This window comes from Oscillibacter sp. (assembly GCF_040505565.1).
Classification (GTDB): Bacteria; Bacillota; Clostridia; order Oscillospirales; family Oscillospiraceae; genus Oscillibacter.
In genome coordinates, this window is record NZ_JBEUWZ010000012.1 from 1 (window position 1) to 21480 (window position 21480).

19 protein-coding genes are annotated in these 21480 nt (G+C 57.6%); 5 read left to right on the plus strand and 14 right to left on the minus strand.

Annotation, left to right across the window (positions count from 1 at the left end; genetic code table 11):
- Both ABWQ15_RS05910 and ABWQ15_RS05915 read left to right on the plus strand, forming a co-directional pair.
- Positions 1 to 183 (plus strand): hypothetical protein (locus ABWQ15_RS05910; protein WP_353907834.1); only part of this gene is annotated, 183 nt, incomplete at its 5' end.
- A gap of 49 nt (positions 184 to 232) precedes the next feature.
- A complete protein-coding gene (locus tag ABWQ15_RS05915; protein WP_353907835.1) occupies positions 233 to 1177 on the plus strand; it encodes an AEC family transporter in 945 nt (314 codons plus the stop codon).
- Positions 1178 to 1246: 69 nt separating this feature from the next.
- Here the strand turns inward: ABWQ15_RS05915 and glmS are convergent, their stop codons facing one another.
- Positions 1247 to 3085, minus strand: a complete 1839-nt coding sequence (gene glmS, locus ABWQ15_RS05920) for a glutamine--fructose-6-phosphate transaminase (isomerizing) (protein ID WP_353907836.1) — start codon at positions 3083 to 3085, stop codon at positions 1247 to 1249.
- 504 nt (positions 3086 to 3589) lie between these two features.
- Here glmS and ABWQ15_RS05925 point away from each other — a divergent pair.
- The 3 genes from ABWQ15_RS05925 to nth all read left to right on the plus strand — a co-directional run bounded on the left by ABWQ15_RS05925 (position 3590) and on the right by nth (position 5559).
- Positions 3590 to 4273 (plus strand): DUF421 domain-containing protein, encoded by a 684-nt coding sequence (locus tag ABWQ15_RS05925; RefSeq protein ID WP_353907837.1) that lies wholly within the window; start codon positions 3590 to 3592, stop codon positions 4271 to 4273.
- Positions 4270 to 4650 (plus strand): DUF4363 family protein, encoded by a 381-nt coding sequence (locus ABWQ15_RS05930; RefSeq protein WP_353907838.1) that lies wholly within the window; start codon positions 4270 to 4272, stop codon positions 4648 to 4650. The genes ABWQ15_RS05925 and ABWQ15_RS05930 overlap by 4 nt, the downstream gene beginning before the upstream one ends.
- Positions 4651 to 4905: 255 nt before the next feature.
- Entirely contained in the window at positions 4906 to 5559 is a 654-nt protein-coding gene (nth, locus tag ABWQ15_RS05935) for an endonuclease III (RefSeq protein ID WP_353907839.1), read from the plus strand.
- A 56-nt stretch (positions 5560 to 5615) separates the two neighbouring features.
- Here the strand turns inward: nth and ABWQ15_RS05940 are convergent, their stop codons facing one another.
- The 13 genes from ABWQ15_RS05940 to lon form a co-directional block, all read right to left on the minus strand.
- Complete coding sequence (locus tag ABWQ15_RS05940; protein WP_353907840.1) at positions 5616 to 6263, minus strand: potassium channel family protein; 648 nt, start codon at positions 6261 to 6263, stop codon at positions 5616 to 5618.
- A 10-nt stretch (positions 6264 to 6273) separates the two neighbouring features.
- Positions 6274 to 7617 (minus strand): TrkH family potassium uptake protein, encoded by a 1344-nt coding sequence (locus tag ABWQ15_RS05945; protein ID WP_353907841.1) that lies wholly within the window; start codon positions 7615 to 7617, stop codon positions 6274 to 6276.
- Positions 7618 to 7632: 15 nt separating this feature from the next.
- Complete coding sequence (locus tag ABWQ15_RS05950) at positions 7633 to 11625, minus strand: PolC-type DNA polymerase III (RefSeq protein ID WP_353907842.1); 3993 nt, start codon at positions 11623 to 11625, stop codon at positions 7633 to 7635.
- Positions 11626 to 11654: 29 nt separating this feature from the next.
- A complete protein-coding gene (gene ispG / locus ABWQ15_RS05955) occupies positions 11655 to 12692 on the minus strand; it encodes a flavodoxin-dependent (E)-4-hydroxy-3-methylbut-2-enyl-diphosphate synthase (RefSeq protein ID WP_353907843.1) in 1038 nt (345 codons plus the stop codon).
- Between the two features lie 13 nt (positions 12693 to 12705).
- The gene (locus ABWQ15_RS05960) at positions 12706 to 13776 is read right to left on the minus strand and encodes a M50 family metallopeptidase (protein ID WP_353907844.1); all 1071 of its coding nucleotides are present in this window, start codon (positions 13774 to 13776) and stop codon (positions 12706 to 12708) included.
- A 62-nt stretch (positions 13777 to 13838) separates the two neighbouring features.
- Complete coding sequence (locus tag ABWQ15_RS05965) at positions 13839 to 14984, minus strand: 1-deoxy-D-xylulose-5-phosphate reductoisomerase (protein ID WP_353907845.1); 1146 nt, start codon at positions 14982 to 14984, stop codon at positions 13839 to 13841.
- Between the two features lie 12 nt (positions 14985 to 14996).
- Complete coding sequence (locus ABWQ15_RS05970) at positions 14997 to 15848, minus strand: phosphatidate cytidylyltransferase (protein WP_353907846.1); 852 nt, start codon at positions 15846 to 15848, stop codon at positions 14997 to 14999.
- Between the two features lie 28 nt (positions 15849 to 15876).
- Positions 15877 to 16629 (minus strand): undecaprenyl pyrophosphate synthase, encoded by a 753-nt coding sequence (gene uppS / locus ABWQ15_RS05975; RefSeq protein WP_353907847.1) that lies wholly within the window; start codon positions 16627 to 16629, stop codon positions 15877 to 15879.
- The gene (gene frr, locus ABWQ15_RS05980) at positions 16629 to 17186 is read right to left on the minus strand and encodes a ribosome recycling factor (protein WP_353907848.1); all 558 of its coding nucleotides are present in this window, start codon (positions 17184 to 17186) and stop codon (positions 16629 to 16631) included. Before frr ends, uppS begins: the two co-directional genes overlap by 1 nt.
- 5 nt (positions 17187 to 17191) lie before the next feature.
- Complete coding sequence (gene pyrH / locus ABWQ15_RS05985) at positions 17192 to 17908, minus strand: UMP kinase (protein WP_353907849.1); 717 nt, start codon at positions 17906 to 17908, stop codon at positions 17192 to 17194.
- 295 nt (positions 17909 to 18203) lie between these two features.
- Positions 18204 to 18383 carry a DUF2992 family protein gene (locus tag ABWQ15_RS05990; RefSeq protein WP_353907989.1) on the minus strand — a complete coding sequence of 60 codons (180 nt, stop codon included), beginning with the start codon at positions 18381 to 18383 and terminating at the stop codon, positions 18204 to 18206.
- Positions 18384 to 18392: 9 nt separating this feature from the next.
- Positions 18393 to 18983 (minus strand): ribosome biogenesis GTP-binding protein YihA/YsxC, encoded by a 591-nt coding sequence (yihA, locus tag ABWQ15_RS05995; RefSeq protein ID WP_353907850.1) that lies wholly within the window; start codon positions 18981 to 18983, stop codon positions 18393 to 18395.
- 46 nt (positions 18984 to 19029) lie between these two features.
- Positions 19030 to 21468 carry an endopeptidase La gene (lon, locus tag ABWQ15_RS06000; protein WP_353907851.1) on the minus strand — a complete coding sequence of 813 codons (2439 nt, stop codon included), beginning with the start codon at positions 21466 to 21468 and terminating at the stop codon, positions 19030 to 19032.
- Between the last annotated feature and the right edge of the window lie 12 nt (positions 21469 to 21480).

A 21480-nucleotide genomic window follows, 5' to 3' on the forward strand; every position in this document is an offset into this window, starting at 1 on the left:
CCCTTTTTACCTTCTTTTTTACTTTTTTTGATATTTACTATCTTTTTCCCTTATAATGGGCCCTTAAGCTGTACTCTTCTGACCACGCGTCCAAAGCTGTCAGCCGCATCGACTTGTTTCTTCTTTTTTTGCAAAGGGCAGTTGCGGTACAGCAGCGAAGGTGTTATGATGGATTTAATGTAAATTTTTCGATGCGGCGCAGGATATGCTGCATGAATGGAGAAACTGTACCATGTTTGAAAGTTTTATGACCGCGCTGCGCGTGGTTGTCCCCCTCGCTCTTTTGATGGGAATCGGCGTTCTGGTCCGAAAAGCCAAGGTGGTTGACCGACCTACCATGCGGAAAGTGGACACTCTTTGCTTCCGACTGTTCATGCCCACGCTGCTGTTCACAAATATCTACGAGTCCGATCTGCTCCATAGCATTGATGGTTGGGGCTTTTTCTATGTACTGGTCTGTATGCTGATACTCTTTTTTGTAGTGGGCGTCTTCCTTCCCCGCAAACTGCTGGCGGACAGCGGCAGTGCAGCCTCGGTGGGGCAGGCATTGATTCGGCCCAACTATATATTATTTGGCATCGCGGTGGCAGAATCCATTTATGGCAAGGGCGGTGCCGGCACCGTGGCTCTATTCGGCGCGCTGATCGTACCGCTAGTCAATATCTTCTCCACACTAATTCTGGAATTGAACCGCTCGGGCAGTGCCAATCTGAGAAAGCTGTTTCTTTCCGTTTTGAAAAACCCAATGATTATCGCTACACTTTTGGCACTGGCTTTGATGGTCCTGCACATCCGTATCCCGGACCTGCTCTACTCCGTCATCAAGGATGTGGCAGGCGTTACCACTACCATCGCCTTCATCTCCCTGGGCGTCAGCCTGGATCTGGGGCAGGCACTTTCCAACCGCCGTACATTGATTTTAGCAGTGCTGGCACGAATGGTGCTGATGCCGCTGATCTTCATGCCCCTTAGCATCGCGCTGGGTTTCCGGGACGGGACGCTGTGCGCTATGATGATTTTTTTCGCGGCTCCAACGGCCGTGGCTTCCTATCCCATGGCCGTGGCTATGGGTGCTGATGGCCCCCTGGCCGGACAGCTGGTGTGCAGTACAACGGTGGTCTCCATTTTTACTATTTTCTGCTGGACATTTTTGCTGCGGACATTGGGACTGATGTAAAATCAAACATTAAGAAGCGCTTCCCGCTTATGCGGGAAGCGCTTCTTTGTGCCTTATGATAGGAGCCGATCACTCCACGGTGACGGACTTTGCAAGATTCCGGGGCTTATCAATGTCGCAGCCCCGCTGCAACGCCACATAATAGGCAAACAGCTGGAGGGGCACCACACCCAAAGAGGGCTGAAGCATCGCAACCGCGTCCGACACGGCAATCACGGAATCCGCCGTCTTCTCCATCTTCTCCTTGTGACTGACGGTGGTCAGAGCCATCACCTCCGCGCCCCGGGCCTTTACCTCTATCACATTGCTCATGGCCTTGTCAAACAAAGGCGTATAGCTCCCCAGGGCAATCACCAGCGTTCCCGGCTCAATCAGGGAGATGGTGCCGTGCTTCAACTCACCGGAGGCGTATGCCTCGGAGTGGATATAGCTGATCTCCTTCAGCTTCAGGGACCCCTCCATGCCCATGGCATAGTCCAGATTCCGCCCGATGAAGAAAATAGAGTCATGATTGAAATACCGGGAAGCAAAATATTTAATATCCTCCGTATTCTTCAAAAACGCGGACATCTGCTCCGGCAGACGCTGGATACCCTCCACAATGGCAGCGTATTCCTCCCCGGAAACCGTCCCCAGCAGGTCGCCAAGATACAGCCCCACCAGATCCATCAGAGCCAGCTGGGTGGAATACGCCTTGGTGGTGGCCACGGCGATCTCCGGCCCGGCCCAGGTGTACAGCACGTCGTCCGCATCCCGGGCGATGGAGGATCCCACCACGTTGACAATGGCCAGGGTTCGGCCTCCCCGGCGCTTGGCCTCCCGCATGGCGGCCATGGTATCCAGCGTCTCGCCGGACTGGCTGATGACTACCACCAGAGAATGTTCATCCACCAACGGGTCACAGTACCGGAACTCGCTGGCCAGCACCACTTCCACAGGACGGCGCAACAGCTTTTCCCAGTTATACTTGCTGACCATACCCACATGGTAGCTGGACCCGCAGGCGATCACGAAAATGCGGGAGACATTTTTCACATACTCCTGCGTCAGCTTCACGTCATCCAGTACAACTCTGCTCGCCCGAATACGGGGAGAAATGGTGCGGCGAATGGCATCCGGCTGCTCCATGATCTCCTTGAGCATGAAGTGGGGGTAACCGCCCTTTTCCGCTGCGGAGACGTCCCAATCCACGGTCCGGCGGGTCTTCTCCACCGGGACCAGTTCGCTGTCGAACACGTCAATGCCCTCTGAGGTGACCACCGCGATCTCCCCGTCGTCCATGTAGGCCACTTCCCGGGTGTACTTGATGACCGCCGTCACGTCGGAGGCGATGAAATTGCAGTCCTTGCCGTAGCCCAGAATCAGCGGACTGTCCTTTCGCGCGGCGATCAGGGCATCCGGATAGTCGGAGCAGATGATGCCGAAGGCATAGGACCCCTCGATGCGCCGCAGGACACGGCCAACGGACTCCAACATGTTGTGGCACTCGTTATAGTGGAACTCCAGCAGCTGTGCTACCACCTCCGAGTCGGTGTCGGAGGTAAATTTCACGCCCAGCTTCAGAAGATGCTCCTTGATCTCCATGTAGTTTTCAATGATGCCGTTGTGGACCAGCGCAATATTACCGCTTTCGCTGACGTGGGGGTGGGCATTCACATCACTGGGCTCGCCGTGGGTTGCCCAACGGGTGTGGCCAATGCCCAGCGTCCCCTCCAAGTCCGCGCCGCCATGGATCATATCGCTGAGAACCTTCAGGCGGCCTTTTGATTTCTTCACCTGAAGGCCTTTTGTTTCAGACCGGATCGCAACGCCCGCAGAATCGTAACCCCGGTACTCCATCCGCTCCAGACTGTCCAGCAAAATCGGGGCTGCCTGTTCGCGGCCCGAATAACCGATAATTCCACACATAAAATAAAATCCTCCTGATAATTAATTTGTCTCCCACAGGCTCAAAAAGCCCATGAGATACAGACCGGCCCCGGTTTCCGGGCCCGGCTATCAAAAGGACAAACGCGCAGAAGATTTGTCTCTTTTCCCACAGTCGCAGCCTCTCTGTTTTGCGGTTACCCGCATATTTAAGGACTGCGTGACACGTCCGTGGACGCGGAGGGGCATCCGCCGAATTCTCGATACTCCCCTCTCCTCGTTATCCCGCAAGGCGGACGCCTCGCGGGCACATGGCGCTGGTGACGGGTTTTCCCGTGATCCTCCTTTCTCATTCTGCGACTGGAAACTATCTATGATAATCCCCGTCCTTGATGGCGGAGCCTTATCCACATTTTAAACGCTTGTGATCCGGCCTTTCCAAACAGCTGCTTAAATCCAATTTGCGGCCCTGGTCCCCCCGGAAAACTTTTCGCCGTATACGCCTGATTCTCCCGGCAAATACTGGTGGAAAGGGGGCGTGTGCATATGGCCACCGCATTTCTGCGAACCATCATTCTCTATTTTCTCATTATGGCCGGACTCCGGCTCATGGGCAAGCGGCAGATCGGTGAGCTGGAGCCCAGCGAGTTGGTGCTGACCATGATGCTTTCGGACCTTGCAACCGTACCCATGCAGGATTTTGGAATTCCCTTGCTCTCGGGGGTCATCCCGATTTTGACGCTGCTTTCCCTCTCCATGTTATTGAGCCAGCTGTCCCTTTGTTCCATCCGGTTCCGACGGCTGCTGTGCGGGTCCCCCACGGTGCTGATCGACCACGGCAAACTCCGGCAGGACGCCATGCGGAAAAATCGCTTCACCATCGACGAGCTGCTGGAGGAACTGCGGGGACAGGGTATCAGCAATCTAAATGACGTGAAATACGCAATTTTGGAAAATTCCGGTCAGCTCTCGATCCTCCCCTGGCCCGAAGTCCAGCCGCCGACGGCAAAAGATTTGGGTACGGAAGTTGCAGACAGCGTCTCCCTTCCCATCATCCTGATAAACGACGGGCGAGTCATCGCCCGGAATCTGGAGCAGTGCGGGAAATCAGAGGAATGGCTCCAAAAGCAAGTGCAAAAGCAGGGCCTCGCCAGCTGCCGCGAGGTATTTTTGCTGACCCTTGACAGCGGCGATAAAATCTATTGTCTTCCAAAGGAGAAATCCACATGAAATCATGGTTGACGCCTGTTTTCCTGCTGGCGGCGATTCTGGCTGCCTCCGCGCTGAACTGCCATGCCACAAAGCAGAATGTGACCCGCTGGCAGGGACAACTGGAGACGGCGGAAGCAGAAGCCGCCGCAGGAAACTGGGACGGTGCGAAAGTCGCCCTCTCCCAAAGCTATGACGACTGGTCCAGCCGTCAGACTTATCTCCACATCACGACGGAGCACGACGCGGTGGACAGTGCGGACGCTATGTATCGCCGCTGCGCCGCATTTGCCGCCGAGAAAGAGCCGTCCGAGTTCCGGGCAGAACTGACGGGCCTCAAGCACCAATTATGGCTCCTAGTGGAAATGGAGCGGTTCAGCATCAAAAACATCCTGTAAAGTTGCTGTCCAGCACCCGACCGCACAACGGCCGGATGTACATATGTACTGCGTCTATTATAGCACATCTCTTCAGAAAACTGCAACAGGAAATCAATTACGCGGAAATCGGCGAAGGAAACACCTGATCGTTGTATTCGCTCCTTTTATGCGGTCTGAACAAACACGGCAGCGGAAAAGCAGTTGCCAAGCATCGGCAAAAACGCTATACTGAGACGAAATAAACCGATTTTCGGGATAAAAGGAGGAAACGGTATGAAAGCAAAGGCGGCGGTTAAGCGCATCATCGAAACGCTGAAGGACGTCTACCCAGATGCGCTTTGCTCCCTGCAATACGCGAAAGACTATGAGCTTCTGTTTGCCGTACGGCTCTCCGCCCAGTGTACCGACGCGCGGGTAAATCAGGTGACTCCCGCTCTGTTTGCCCGGTTCCCCACCCTTCAGAGCTTCGCGGAGGCGGACGTGGCAGAGGTGGGGCAGTACATTCACTCCTGCGGGTTCTTCAACGGAAAGGCCCGGGATCTGGTGGCCTGTGCCGGGAAATTACTGGCTGACCACGGCGGAAAGGTCCCCGCCACCATGGATGAGTTGACGGCTCTGCCCGGCGTGGGACGGAAGACGGCGAATCTGATTCTGGGGGACGTCTACGGCCAGCCTGCCTACGTCTGCGACACCCACTGCATACGCATCGCGGGCCGTCTGGGTCTGACGAACGGCAGCAAAGACCCCATGCAGGTGGAACAGCAGCTCCGGCAGGTTCTCCCGCCCGCGGAGTCCTCCGACTTCTGTCACCGAATCGTGCTGTTTGGCCGGGACACCTGCACCGCCCGGTCCCCCAGGTGCGAGGACTGCCCGCTGCAACGGGACTGCGATCTGAGAAAGTCAGAAAAGAAGGCGGCGAAAAAGTAGTACAAGGAGGGAACCCCGCCTCCGGCCAAAGGCCGGTGGCGGGGTTCCCTCCTGTTTCAACGTTTCAGCAGCCGCATGACATCTTGATCCGCGCCCAGCATAAAAACGCGCTCGTCAGCCGCGAAGATATGATCCGGACCCGGCAGGGGCGAGAGAACTCCGTCCTTCCGCACAGCCAGGATGCTGACATGGCTCTTCTGCCGTACCGCCAGCTGAACCACGGTCTTGCCGATCCATTCGGGCGGCACATCCGTCTCGTAAATAGAAAAACCCGTGGCAAGTTCCACATAGTCGAAAATGTGTTCGGAGCTGTACTTCACCGCGGCCCGGATAGCGGTCTCCTTTTCGGGATAAACCACTTCGTCCGCACCGTTGCGCAGCAGGAACTTGGCATGTACGTCCCGGGCGGCCCGTGCCACTACCCGCGGCGCGCCGCAGTCCTTCAGCAGAGCCGTGGTCTCCAGAGAGCTTTGAAAGTCGTCCCCAATGGCGACCACACATACGTCAAAATTTCGCACTCCCAATGACCGGATAAACTGCTCGTTTGTGCTGTCTCCGATCTGGGCATTGGTAACATAGGGCAGGACTTCATTGACCCGGCTTTCGTTTTGGTCCACCGCCAGCACTTCGTGATGCAGTTCTGTCAGCTTCATGGCCATGTGTTTTCCGAATCGGCCCAGGCCGATAATGAGAATCGATTTCATAGTGTTCTCCTTATCCTATGGTTATTTTTTCTTGGGGAAGCTGGCTGGGGGTAGGCACATGGCTACCCGCCGCGGCATAGATCAGCGTCAGCCCGCCGACACGGCCGAAGTACATCAAAGCGATCAGGACCAGCCGGGAAGCGGCACCCAGTGTAGGCGTCACCCCCAAAGAGAGGCCCACGGTACCGATTGCGGAGGCAGTTTCAAACAACGCCGCCGTCAGTGGTACGTGGTCAAACAGACTCAGTAAACCGGCTCCCAGCGTGAACAACGCAACAAACAGAAAGAACAGCGCCGCCGCGGTGCGAGGTGTCTCCGCCGTCAGGCGTTTTCCGAAGCAACGGACGTCTGCCTTGCGGCTGTATACCGATCGGACGCACATGACCAGAGTCGCCAGCGTCGTAACCTTGAAGCCGCCCGCTGTGGACCCCGGCGCGCCGCCGGTCAGCATCAGCAAGATTGTGATTAAAACGGATGGCTCCGTCATCTGGGAATAATCAACCGTGTTGAAGCCCGCCGTCCGGGGCGTCACCGCCTGAAATGCCGCCGCCAGCGCCCGCTGCTCCATCGGCATTCCCTGCCATTGGGGTGCACTGAACTCCCCGGCAAAAAAGAAGACCGCAGGGACAACCAGCAGGATCAGTGTGACAGTCAAAATCAGCTTGCTTTGCAGTCGGTAAGCGTGCAGATGAAAATGGTTTCGGCTGAAATCCTCCCAGGTGAGAAAACCGATACCGCCCACGAAAATCAACGCCATGATGGTCAGGCATACCAGTGGATCTGACGCGTACCCGGTCAGGGAAGAAAACGGTCCCCGCTCCCCCATTAGGTCGAAACCCGCGTTGCAAAACGCGGAGACCGCGTGGAACACAGCAAACCATAGGCCCTTGGCCAAATGATACTCCGGCACAAACCGCAGCGCCAGCAGCACGGAGCCCACGCCTTCCACCGCCAGCGTGGTCTTCAGGATAAAGCTGGTGAGCCGAACGATGCCGCCCATCTGCGGCGCGTCGATGGACTCCTGCATCAACCAACGCTGCCGCAGACCGATCCGCCGCCCGGAGAGGATTGCCGCCGCCACCGCCATGGTGATCACACCCATGCCGCCGAACTGGATCAGCAGCAAAATCACCACCTGACCAAACGGCGCCCAGTAGGTGTACGTATCCAGCACCACGAGTCCCGTCACACAGGTAGCTGAGGTGGCAGTGAACAGCGCATCCAGAAATGGCGTGGCGTGGCCGCTGCGGGCGGCAAAGGGCAGCATCAGCAAAACTGCTCCAAAAATGATCAGCGCTAAAAAGCCCAGCAGAACCACCTGCGCAGGCGACACGTGTTTTTTTATTGCCTCCATTATATTGCTCCCGTCTTAAAACAAGGTGATCTGGCTGGTCTCGGCCATGCCAGCAAAAGCCCCCAGCTTCTTCAGCTGTTCGATGTGGGTCTTGGATAGTTTATTGCAGCACATGGAAAATTCCTCAATGGAGATAAAAGACTTCCCTCTCCGTTTCTCCACCGTGTCGATGGCCGCCGTCTCACCCAGTCCGTGGACCGCGGTGAAGGGCGGCAGGAGGCCGTTTTTCGTCACCTTGAATTTCGTGGCCTCTGATTCGTAGATGCTGATGGTATCGAAGTGAAAGCCACGGATGTAGAACTCATAGCACACCTCCAGCGTGGTCATCAGGTCCTGCTCCACCGCCGATGCGTCCTTGTTGTTTTCGATCTCCCGGATTTTCCGCTTCACCGCATCTTTACCTGCACAGCAGTATTCTGCGTCGAAGGCCTTGGCCCGGACAGAGAAAAATGTGGCGTAAAACGCCAGAGGCTCATGAACCTTGTACCATGCAATGCGGAACGCCATGGTGACGTAGGCCACGGCGTGGGCCTTGGGGAACAGATAACCGATCTTGGCCAAAGAGTCGATGTACCAGTCGGGCACGTCGTGCGCACGCATGGCCTCCACCCAGCCGTCCTGGAACCCGCCTTTTTTCACCTTGCCCTTACGGACGGCCTCCATGATCTTAAAGCTCATCTTGGCGTCCAGATCCTTGGAGATCAGATACAGCATGATGTCATCGCGGCAGCCCACCGTCTCCAAAACGGAGGCCACGCCGCCCACTATCAGTTCCCGGGCGTTGCCCATCCATACATCCGTTCCATGGGAAAAGCCGGACAGACGCACCAGCGTATTGAAATCCTTTGGCTTGGTGTCCATCAGCATCCCCCGGGTAAATCGGGTGTTGAATTCCGGGATGGCCACAGCTCCGGTCTCCCCCACCACGTCGTCGTGCTCATAACCCAGCACCTTGCTGGAGGTAAAGATGGACATGGTGTCCGGGTCGTCCAGCGGGATGGAATGGGGGTCCACGCCGGTCAGGTCCTCCATCATGCGGACCATAGTGGGGTCATCGTGTCCCAGCATATCCAGTTTCAGAAGATTTGCCTCCATGGAGTGATATTCAAAATGGGTGGTGATGATGTCGCTCTCCGCATCGTCCGCCGGGTGCTGGACGGGGCAAAAATCTTCCATCTCCATATCGTCAGGCACCACCACAAGGCCTCCGGGGTGCTGGCCGGTGGTGCGCCGAACGCCCACGCAACCCAGGGTCAGACGGTTCTCCTCTGCCCGGCCCGCGGTCGTTCCGTTCTCCTCCAGATATTTTTTCACCATGCCGTAAGCGGTCTTCTCCGCCAGAGTGCCGATGGTGCCCGCACGGAACACCTGGGTCTCGCCGAACATCTCGATGGCGTGGCGGTGAGCCTTGGCCTGATACTCGCCTGAGAAGTTCAGGTCAATATCGGGAACTTTTCCGCCGCCAAAGCCAAGAAACGTCTCGAAGGGGATGTCGAACCCGTCCTTCATGCACTTTTCACCACACACGGGACACAGCTTGTCCGGCATGTCCGCACCGCAGCCGTAGGACCCATCCTGAATGAACTCCACATTCTTGCACTTTGGGCAGCGGTAGTGGGGCGGCAGGGAGTTGACCTCCGTGATGCCGGACATATAGGCGACCAAGGATGAACCCACGCTTCCCCGGGAGCCCACCAGATAACCGTTCTCCAAAGACCGCTGAACGAGCTTTTGGGCGGACATATAGACCACGTCGTACTTGCCCAGTATGCTCCCCAGCTCCACGTTCAGCCGGTCCACCACCAACTGGGGCAACTCTTCGCCGTAAAGCTCATGGGCCTTTTCCCAGACCATACGGTTCAGGTCCTCCTCGGAGTTTTCGAGGCGCGGCGGATACAGATCCGGCGGCAGCAGCTCAAAGCTCTCCACGCTGTCCGCCACGGCCCGGGTGTTGGTCACCACCACCTCGTACGCCTTTTCCTTTCCCAGATAAGAGAATTCCTTCAGCATTTCGTCCGTGGTCTTAAAATAGATGGGAAGACTCGCGTCAGCGTCCGGAAACTTTTTCGACGCCAGCAGAATGTGGCGGTATACCTCGTCCTCCGGCTCCCGGAAGTGGACGTCACCGGTGGCGCAGACAGGCTTTCCCATCTCCTCTCCCAGCCGCACGATGGTCCGGTTCAACTCCCGCAGACCCTCCTCCGACTGCACGTCGCCGCTGCGCAGCATAAACATATTGTTGCAGACAGGCTGGATCTCCAGATAATCGTAATAGGACGCGATACGCTTCAACTCGTCCCAGTCCTTATGGTCCGCCACGGCCCGGAACAGCTCCCCAGCCTCGCAGGCCGCACCCACGATAATCCCCTCCCGATACTGGTTGAGCAGCGTCTTGGGCACCGTGGGGACACGCTTAAAGTACTTGAGATTGGACGCTGTGATGATCTTATAGAGATTTTTCAGGCCCACCCGGTTTCTCGCCAGCAGGATAATGTGCTTGGGAAAGCGGTTGGACTTGCTGCCCAGAGGCCGCAGCTTTTCCATCTCGGCGTTGACCTGCTGCAATCTGGTCACGCCCTTGTCCTTCAGCATCCTCCAGAACGGAATCAGCATATAACCTACCGTCGCGCCGTCGTCGCTGGCCCGGTGGTGGTTGAAGGCCGGCAGGTCCAGTTCCTCCGCCACGATATCCAGCTTGTACTTGCTCAGCTTCGGCAGCAGGTTCTGGGCCAGAATCAGGGAGTCCACATAGGTGGGGTGAAACGAAAGGCCCGTTTTTTTGCACCCCTCCCGGATAAAGCTGATGTCGAACTCCGCGTTGTGAGCCGCCAGCGGGCGTCCATTTACGAATTTCAGAAAGTCAGTCAGGGCGTCCTTCAGCTTGGGCGCGCCTTTGAGCATCTCATCGGTAATACCGGTGAGTCCGATGATCTCCGGCGTCAACCGCCTTTCCGGGTCCACAAAGGTCTGAAAGGTATCCGTGATCTCTCCGTTCTTCAGCACCACCGCGCCGATCTCCGTGATCGCCTCCTGCATGACCTTGAGCCCCGTGGTCTCGATGTCGAAGCAGACGAACTCGCCGTCCAGATCGCAGTCCTGCGTCCCGTGGACGGCCACTCGGTCGTCCAGATTGTTGATGAAGTAGCCCTCCATCCCATACAGAATTTTAATCTTGTCCCCGGAGGCGTGCCATGCGTCCGGGAAGGACTGCGCCACACCGTGGTCCGTGATGGCGATTGCGGGATGGCCCCATCGAATCGCCTCCTTCACCACCTCCTGTGTATCGGTGAGGGCGTCCATGTTGCTCATGCGGGTGTGGAGATGCAGTTCTACCCGCTTCACCTCAGCGGTATCCTCGCGCTCCTGATGGGCGACAGAGTTGATGATATAAGGAGCCATCTGTACGTCCTTGCCGTCCCAGGTGGGCTCCATCTTCCCCTGCACCGCCACCCACATGCCGGGCTTCAGCTTGCCGTCCAGCTTATTCGCCTCGGCGGCGGTAAGATTTTTCTGAACCGTGACGGACCCGGTGTAATCCGTGATATCGAAACTCATGCGCCACAGGCCGGGGCGGCGGGTCTCATGGCAGTCGAAGGCGAAAATTTTGCCCATGACCGTGGCTTTTCCGGTCTTCAGATCCAGCGATCCCACCGGCACGGTTTTGCCGCTGAGCTTCTTCTCGCCGTAGATCACGTCCTTCACAGCGCCGTCACGCTTCTTTTCCGCCGCGCCCTGTGGGGCATAGTGATCCGCCTCCCGCGTCGGTTCCGGCGCGCAGCAGACAGCCTTGATCCGCGCGTCGGAGAACCCATATATCGTGCAGATTTCCCGGCTCAGTTCCTTCAAGTCTCCCTCGCTCATCTCCGTTCGGATCTCCATCTGCAAATCGATGGTCCGCAGGGTCTTGTCGATGGCCGCACCGGTAATCATGGCTCCGTCCACCTTTCCCCGCAGGGCCGGAGACGGAGTTACATCTGTAAACATACTGGAAAATGCGATCTTTGACATAGCTTTTTTCAATCCTAAATCCGCTTGTATTAGAGCTTCTCGATCTCTGCCATCAATGCGTCCACAAGCTGCTCCTGAGGAACCTTGTAAAGGATTTCTCCTTTCCGAAAAATCAATCCTTCCCCATTGCCTCCCGCGATGCCGATATCGGCGGCGGCGGCCTCTCCGGGACCGTTGACGGCACAGCCCATCACCGCCACCGTGATATTTTTTTGGCAGTTTGCAAGCCGCCGCTCCACTTCCTCCGCCATGGGAATCAAGTCAATCCTGGTCCGGCCGCAGGTAGGACAGGCGATCAGATTCACGCCGTCAGCGCGCAGTCCCGCAGCTTTCAGAATTTTTTTCGCCGCGTAGATTTCCTCAACCGGGTCCGCCGTCAGCGTTACCCGAATCGTGTCCCCGATGCCCAGACATAAGAGTCCCCCAATGCCCATGGCTGACTTCACAAGTCCCATAGACGGCGTTCCCGCTTCAGTGACGCCCAGGTGAAGAGGATAATCCGTACGCTGGGAGAGCAGCCGGTACGCCGCCATGGTCACTGGTACATCAGAGGACTTGACGGAGATGCAGATGTCGTCAAAGTCAAATTGATTCAACAGCGCCGCGTGACCCATAGCGCTCTCCACCAGTGCCTCCGCCGTCACGCCGCCGTACTTTGCCCGCAGGTTCTTTTCCAAAGATCCACCATTGACGCCGATGCGGATGGGGATGCGCTTGCGGCGGCAGATATCCGCCACAGCCTTCACCTTTTCCTCTCCGCCGATGTTGCCGGGATTGATGCGGATGGCGTCGATGCCCCGCTCCGCGCATTCCAGCGCGTATTTATAATTGAAGTGGATATCCGCGATCAGGGGGATTGAGATTTGCTCCCTGATTTTGTCCACAGCCTCCGCCGCTGCTTGATCCGGAATGGCCACCCGGATAATTTCGCACCCGGCAGCCTCCAGCTCTTTGATCTGAGCCACGGTGGCGGCCACATCGTCCGTCTTCGTATTACACATGGACTGAATGGAGACCGGCGCGCCACCTCCCACTGGGACGGCGCCCACCAGCAATCGCTTCGTCATTGGTAAACCTCCCTTACCGAAACAGCTTCGACACGTCCTGAAGCGTCACCAGCAGCATGAACCCCAGCAGAACCACCAGCCCCCCGAAATTGACAGCGGATTCGTACTTCTCCGGGATGCGCCTTTTAAACAGGGCCATGGCGACGGCATCCACCGTCAGAAACAGCACCCGCCCGCCGTCCAATGCCGGAAGCGGCAGCAGATTCATCACCGCCAGATTCACGGCGATCAGCGCCGCAAAATAGAGAATATTCTCCAATGCGTCCCGGGCGCTTTCCGACTCCTGCCCCACCTGGGTGATAGTGGACACAATACCCACCGGCCCGCTGAGGTCCTTGATCCCCGCATCGCCCCGCGCCAGCATCTGGAGACTGATGCGCACGGTCCGCACAAAATCAACGGTATTATACCACGCCGTTTTCACCTTGCCAACTGCTGTGGCAGGCTCCACTTCATTGACATAATAGAGCCCGTAACCCTGATAGGTCTTTCCGTCCTGAGACGTGCAGGTCTGATAGGGGATGCCGGTCAAATCGACCTTTTCCCCGTCCCGCAGCACCGTCAGCTCCAGTTCTCTATCCGTCCCGCTCAGCTGCATCAGCAGCGTCACGTCACTGCTGACATATACCCGTTCACCGTTGATGGCCCAGAGAATGTCGCCGGAGCGAAGCGTCTGGCCGCTGTCGGCGGCGAATTCCGGTGCAATGCCGGTGACGGTTGGGACATAGAACCCTCCCGCACCGGAATAGAGAATCAGCAGGATCACAAATCCCGTCAAAAAGTTTGAAAAGGACCCGGCTACAAAAATAACAAGCTGCCTCCAATACCCTTGGCGGTTGATGGCCCGGGGACTGTCGGAGTCCTCTTCCTCCCCCTCCATTGCGCAGTAGCCCCCCACGGGAAACGCCCGCAGGGAGTATTGGGTCTCCCCTTTTTTTCGGCTGAACAGCGCCGGACCCATGCCGATGGAAAACTCGTTGACCTTTACACCGCAGGCTTTTGCGGCCAGAAAATGCCCCAGCTCGTGGAGTGCGATCAGCACGCCGAACATGAGAATTGCCGCGAGAATATAGACAATCGTCATAAATGCTCCTAACTAAAATATCTCAATCCCGCGCCCTGTGGGAGACGAAGCGCAGTCAGGCATCACTCCGGAAGAACGGCCCGCCGTGCGGCGGCATCTGCTTCCAGAATATCCGCAAGGGTTGGATGATATACCACTGGGACGGCCTCCCGCGCCTTTTTTACCAGCCGGGAAATATCGTTAAAGCCGATCTTCTCCTGCAAGAACAGACCCACCGCTGCCTCGTTGGCCCCGTTCAGAACGGCGCAGGCGGTGCCGCCCTCTTCCGCGGCAGCTTCCGCCAGCGCAAAGCAGGGGAACGCCTCTCGGTCGGGCGCGGCAAAGGTTAGCGGCGGACAGTTCAAAAGGTCCAGCGGCTCCGCCGGATTCTCCCCCCGCCGGGGATACGTGAACGCATACCGAATGGGGAGCCGCATGTCCGGCGTACCCAGCTGGGCCAGCACCGCCCCATCCCGGTACTCCACCATGGAGTGGACGATGCTCTGCCGGTGGATCAGTACATCCACCTGTGAAAGCGGCAGGCAGTAGAGCCGCATGGCCTCAATGACCTCCAGGCCCTTGTTCATGAGCGTGGCGCAATCCACTGTGATCTTGGGGCCCATTTTCCAGTTGGGATGCTGTAATGCGTCTTTCCTTGTCATGCATTCCAGTCCCTCAAATTTCATGCCGTAAAACGGTCCGCCGGAGCAGGTCAGCAAAAGCCGTCTGATTTCCCCGCGATCCCCACAACCCCTCAGGCACTGAAAGATGGCGGAGTGTTCCGAATCCACAGGGACGATCTCTGCCCCATATCGATCTGCCGCATCCATCACCAGTTCCCCCGCACACACCAGCGTCTCCTTATTGGCCAGTGCGATTCGTTTTCCCTGTTTGATAGCGGCCAACGTGGGCCGAAGGCCCACCATGCCCACCACGGCGGTGACCACCGTGTCCGCGTCCCCGATCACCGCAGCCTCCAGCAGCCCCTCCGGGCCGGAAACGATCTTTACGTTCAGGTCCCTGATCCGTCGGGTAAATTCCTCTGCGGCAGCAGGTTCGTACAACGCCACGAGACGCGGCAGATACTGCCGCGTCTGTCGCTCCAACAAGTCCAGGTTTCCACCGCGGGCAGTCAGAGCCGCCACGGAGAGTCCCAATTGCTCCGCCACGTCCAACGTCTGTCGCCCGATGGAGCCGGTAGAGCCTAAAAGAGAAATCGTCTTTGTCATGACACCATCCCGTCACAGTATGTTTAAAACAAGCCAAATAAACGGTGCGACAAACGTCACGCTGTCAAACCGGTCCAACACGCCACCGTGTCCCGGCAAAATCTTTCCGTAATCCTTGACGCCGAATTCCCGCTTGATGACCGAAAAGCTCAAGTCGCCGATTTGGCTGACCACACTGCCCGCAAGGCCGACCAAAACCACCTGCCACCAGGTCATAAATGGCAGGCCCAGCAGCCACAGCCCAATTCCCTTCACCAGAGAAAGACCGATCACGCCGCCTAGCAAGCCACCAACGGCCCCCTCCACCGTTTTCTTTGGGCTGACGGGAGTCAGTTTGTGCTTTCCGCACAAAAGCCCCGCAAACAGGGCGAAGGTGTCGCTGCCAAAGGAGATTCCCAGTGGAACAAACACCAGCAGTTGGCCGTACTCCTCCAGCCGTAGCAGCAGCAGACAAGAGAGCATCAGTGGAAACACCACCCCGGCAAACATGGCGGCAGTCACGTCGGAGAAGGTGATGCGGTGCTGGTCAGTATAGTCCAGAATCGCGCTGAGGAACAGCAGCAGCACAAATGCCAGAACCAGCGTGGCCGTCAGCGGAAGATTCGACAAAACGGCCAACTGGACCTGCTGCACCTTGTCGCGGCCAGCCTCCTCATAGATCATGGCCGGTATAACCGCCGCAACCAGTACCGTCATCCGCAGCAGCTTTTCACCGCCCTTGCCCGCCGCGGCGTGCATCAGCTCCCGGGCGCCTACACCGCACAAAGCCATGGTCAGCAGTACAGTTGCCCCCGGCGATGCGAAGCCCAAAATCAAAATCAGTGCAGGAATACCGATTACGGCCACCATCACTCGTTTGAACATACGATAAGTCCTTATCTGTAAAGTTATTTTACTTCACGCCGCCAAACCGGCGGTCTCTTTTCTGATAGGCCGCGATGGCCCGGTCGATCTCCGCCTCATCAAAGTCCGGCCAGAGGGTATCCGTATAATGGAACTCTGAATAGGCGCATTGCCACAGCAAAAAATTGCTCAGCCGCATCTCTCCGCTGGGACGGATGATCAGCTCCGGGTCCGGGATGCCCGCGCTGTCCAGATAGTTGGAAAACCCAGCCTCGTCCAAGTCCTCCGGTCTCCGTTTCCCCTCGGCGCAATCGGCGGCAAAGCGGCGGACTGCACGCAAAATCTCGTCCCGCCCACCATAGTTTAGGCAGATATTCGCCTGAAAATCCCGCTGATCCAAATGTTCGGTGATCTCATCCGTCTCGCGGGCCAGCGCCCGAAGCTCAGGAGAGATAAGTGACATATCGCCAAAAAATTTCAGCCGGATGCTGTCTTTTTCCATGGAGTCGATGGCCTCCAGTAGATACTTCTTCAGAAGAATCATGATAGCGCCCACTTCTGTCTCCGACCGCTTCCAGTTTTCCGTGGAGAAAGCATACACCGTCAGGTATTGAACACCCAGATTCTTGCAGTAGGTCGCAATCTTCCGAAAAGTCTCCGCTCCGGCCTTGTGTCCGGCAGAGCGGGGCAGGCCACGCTTTGTCGCCCAGCGACCGTTACCGTCCATAATAATGGCAATATGACGAGGCAGGCGGCTTTTGTCCACCTGCCCCGCCAGCTTGCCGGAAAGTTCATTCGCCATCAGACCGCCATCAATTCCTTTTCCTTGGACGCCAGCATCTCTTCCAGTTTCTTGCAGCTGTCGTCCGTCATCTTCTGAAGCTCCTTCTCCGCCTGCTTCAAATCGTCCTCGGTGATATCCGTGGACTTTTCAGCCTTTTTAAAAGCCTCCATCGCATCCCGGCGGATATTGCGGACGGCCACCTTGCCGTTTTCCGCGTACTTATGGATCTGCTTCACCAGTTCCTTGCGGCGCTCCTCCGTCAGCTGGGGAAAGCTGAGACGCAGGCTCTTTCCGTCGTTCTGGGGGTTAATGCCCAGATCCGAGTTCTGGATGGCTTTTTCTATGGACTTCACCGCCGTGGCATCCCAGGGTTGGATCACCAGGGAACGGGGATCCGGAGAGGCGATGGATGCAATCTGCTGGATGGGCGTGGGCGTCCCGTAATAATCCACGGAAATGCGGTCCAACACGGCGGCGTTGGACCGGCCCGCCCGTACGGCGGCAAAATCCGCGGCCACGGATTCGATGCTCTTTTTCATCTTGTCCTCGTAGAGTTTGTAATCCTCTTTCTGCATAATGGTCACTCCTTTACAATTGTTCCGATTTTTTCCCCGCACACGGCGCGGATAATATTCTCAGGGTCCTTCAGGGCGAACAGAAGCACGGGAATATGGTTGTCCATGGACAGCGACGTGGCCGTAGAGTCCATTACCATCAGGTGCTGAGCCAGCACATCGTCATAGGTGATGGAGTCGTATTTTACGGCGGCGGGGTCCTTTGCCGGGTCGGCTGAATACACGCCGTCCACATTCTTGGCAAGCAGGATCACATCCGCGTCGATCTCAGCCGCCCGCAAAACTGCGGCAGTATCTGTAGAGAAAAACGGGTTGCCGGTGCCGCAGCCGAAAATTACGACCCGGCCCTTTTCCATATGCCGGATGGCCTTGGAGCGGATATAGGGTTCGGCAAAGGACCGCATCTCAACTGCAGTCTGCACGCGGACCTCCATGCCCCTTTGCTCCATCACATCGGCCACCGCCAGGCAGTTTAATACCGTGGCTAGCATCCCCATGTGGTCGGCCCGGGTGCGCTCCATCTTTCCGCCGCCGTCCTTCACGCCGCGCCAGAAGTTGCCGCCGCCCACCACGACGCCCACCTGAACGCCCATGGAAATGCACCGCCCGATGACCTCGCAGACTCTGCCGATCACCTCGAAATCCAGACCGGTATGCTTGTCTCCGGCCAGCGCTTCCCCACTGATCTTCAGCAGGACACGCTTGTATACAGGTTTTGCCATCTCGCAAACCTCCATCGAATTCATATGGTGCTATTCTACCAAATTTCACGGCCTTTGGAAAGGGGAAAACAAAGTTTTTTCAAAGAAAAGGTGGTGGATTATAAAAATTGGCCGATTCTGAACCACTTTCCTGTCATACTCTGATTTATCCGCTGTTTTTAATGCCTGCCAAACAGGCAAAACGCTGTTTAACTCACGCAATAACCAAGACGCGCTGTAAAACGGCCGCCTTCGGTCTCCCGGTCTCACCGTCGGCATAGAGGCATCCCTGTCGCCAGAAAAAAGCACAGAGGGCTCAATGCCCCCTGTGCTTTTTTCTGTGTTTTTCCTCCCGCAGGGCAAGCTCCCGCTCTTTTCCGACCTCCCGCTGCTCCCGGGAACAGATCCTTCGCTCCAGCTTTCTCTGCTCCCGTTGGAGGTTCAGCGCCTGCTGGGCCTTGGTTTCACGGGATGTTTTTTTATCCTTGCAGCGTATTTAATTTTCTTATTTTCCACAGGCCGCTTCCAGCAGCGCGATCAGCTGCTCCCGACCTGTGCCCTTTTCCGCAGAGAAAGGCACCAGCGGCTCGTCGTCCGCCATTTCCAAGGTCTGACGGATGAGGGCCAGATTGGGCTCTACCTCCCGGGCCTTCAGCTTATCCAGCTTGTTGGCCGCCACGATCTCCGGGCATCCGCTCTCCCGGAACCAGTTGTGCATGATCACGTCGTCGGCGGTTGGTTTGTGGCGGGCGTCCACGATCAGGACTCCCACGGTGAGGATGTCGCCCTCGTCCATAAAATACTGCTCCATCAGGCGGCTCCACCGCTCTTTTTCCGACCGGCTCACCTTTGCATAGCCATACCCCGGAAGGTCCACCAGCCAGGCCTTTCCGTCCACCTTGAAATAGTTGATCTGGGCGGTCTTCCCCGGCGTCGCGCCCACGTAGGCCAGATTCCTCCGGCTCGCCAGACGGTTAATAACCGAGGATTTTCCCACATTTGACCGGCCCGCAAAGGCCATCTGGGGCAGACCGTCCCGCAGGAAATCCTTTGGGTCCGCCGCAGAGCGGATAAACTCGGCCTTTGTAAAATTCACCGGGCAATCACCTCCTTGCTTTCATTTGTTTTTTTATGCGCCGGCCTCACTGCCGCATCGCGTCCCCGCCGCTTTCCCGGACGGGTGCAAACGCCGCCACCGGAAGCTGATCCTGGGACTCGGGCGCCTTTTCCGCCCGAATCTTTTTGGGGGCCTGGGACGGACACAGCGCCCGGCTCAGCACTTCGTCCACATTGCTCACGGGGACGAACTTCAGCGCGGCGCGGACGGTCTGGTCAATTTGCTCCAGATCCCGCACGTTGTCCACCGGAATCAGAACGGTCCTGATCCCACTACGAAGCGCAGCCATGGTCTTTTCCTTCAATCCGCCGATGGGCAACACTCGGCCCCGCAGGGTAATCTCCCCTGTCATGGCCAATCCCGCCCGAACCTTCCGCCCGGTAAGAGCGGAGCACAGCGCGGTGGCAATGGCGATGCCCGCGGAGGGTCCGTCCTTGGGAACGGCCCCCTCCGGGAAGTGGACGTGGATATCCCTGTTTTTGTAAAACTCCGGGTCGATTTCATAGGTTTCCACCCGGCTGCGAAGACAGCTCAGCGCCGCCTGAACAGATTCCTTCATCACGTCACCCAGGTTGCCGGTTAACTCCAGCTTTCCGGTACCGTCCATCACGTTTACCTCGACCTCGAGGATCTCGCCGCCGACCTCGGTCCACGCAAGACCATTGACCACGCCGACCTCCTCCCGCTCCGTATGGAGCGCAGGAGGATAGGGGGACATATCCAGCAGCTCGTGCAGGTCCTTTTCCGCCACAGTAATGCGCTTTGCATCGGTGGTTAGCAAACAGACGTCCGCCTTGCGGCACAGCGCCGCGATCCGCCGTTCCAAAATGCGGACGCCGGACTCCCGCGTGTAATCCCGAATGAGGGCGCGGATAGCCCCGTCCTCCACCCGGAGCTGGGACTTTTTCAGTCCATGCTCCTTCAGCTGCTTGGGAAGCAAGTGGTTTTTGGCAATCTGCAGCTTTTCCTCGTCGGTATAGCTGCCAAGCTCGATCACCTCCATTCGGTCCAGTAAGGGCCGGGGGATAGTATCGGTAGTATTGGCGGTGGTAATGAACATGACCTTGCTCAAGTCCACGGGAATCTCCAAGAAGTGGTCCCGGAAGGCGCTGTTCTGTTCCCCGTCCAGCACCTCCAGAAGAGCCGAGGCCGGGTCGCCCCGGTAGTCGCTGCCCAGCTTGTCGATCTCGTCCAGCAGCAGCAGAGGGTTCATAGACTTGCTGCGGCTGATGGCCTCGATGATACGGCCGGGCATGGAGCCTATGTAGGTCTTCCTGTGGCCCCGGATGTCCGCCTCGTCCCGAACGCCGCCCAGACTTAACCGGGCCAGCTTCCGATTCAGCGCCTTGGCAACGCTGATGGCAATGGAGGTCTTGCCCACACCGGGAGGACCCACCAGACAGAGAATCTGCCCCTTTCCCTCCGGGTTCATCTGCCGGACGGCGATGGTCTCCACGATCCGCTGCTTCACCTTGTCCAATCCAAAGTGGTCCCTATCCAAAATCTTTTTGGCGGTCTCCACGCTCAGCCGCTCCTTGGTGGTGGTGTTCCAAGGCATTTCCAGACACACATCCAGATAGTTGCGGATGACCGCACTCTCAGCACTGGAATAGGGCTGCTTCGCCAGCTTATCCACCTCTTTCATCAGGTGGGCTTCCGTGTCCTCCGGAAGCTCCAGCTGAATGATGCGCAAGCGGTACTCCTCCAGCTCGTCGTCGCCGTCGTCGCTCTCGCCCAGCTCACCCTGCATCACCCGAATCTGTGTGCGCAGGATCTGCTCCCTCTGGGTCCGGGCAAGCTGGGAGCGCACCTTGTCCTCCATCTCCCCTTCGAAGGCCAGCACATCGTTCTCCCGCGCCAGAAATTCATTCAGCTTCCGCAGGCGGATATAGGAGGACGGCTCCTCCAAAATGCTCTGCCGCTCCTCCGTCCGCAGCTGGACGTTCTGTGCCAGAAAGTCCGCAAGATACCCGGGGTCCCTGCTTTCCAGCACCTGCGCTTTTACACCGTCCGGCAAGCCGGAGACCCGTCCAGCATACTCTTCAAACAGCACTGCGGTCTGGCGCAAAAGCGCCTCCGTCCGAGCACTGTGCAAAAACGCCTCAGAGTCCTTTTGCTCCGGCAGCGCCTCCACATTGGCCTGTAAAAACGGCTCAGACTGCCACAAGCGCTTCATCCGTGCCCTGCGGCCGCCCTCCACCATCACGCGGACACTCCCCTCGGACACGCGGAGGACCTGAGAGATGTGTGATACGGTACCCACCCGGTACAGATCCTTTTCTCCCGGTACCGCGGTCCCCAGTTCCTTCTGAGTCGCCAGAAAAATCTCCTGGTCCGTCTCCATAGCCCGGCTCAGAGCGGCAATGGAGATCGGTCTCTCCACGTCGAAGGTCAGACTCATATGAGGAAAAACCGTCAGGCCCCGCAGGGCCAGAACGGGAATATTCCAAGTTGTCAGCTCCATGATCGGGTTCCT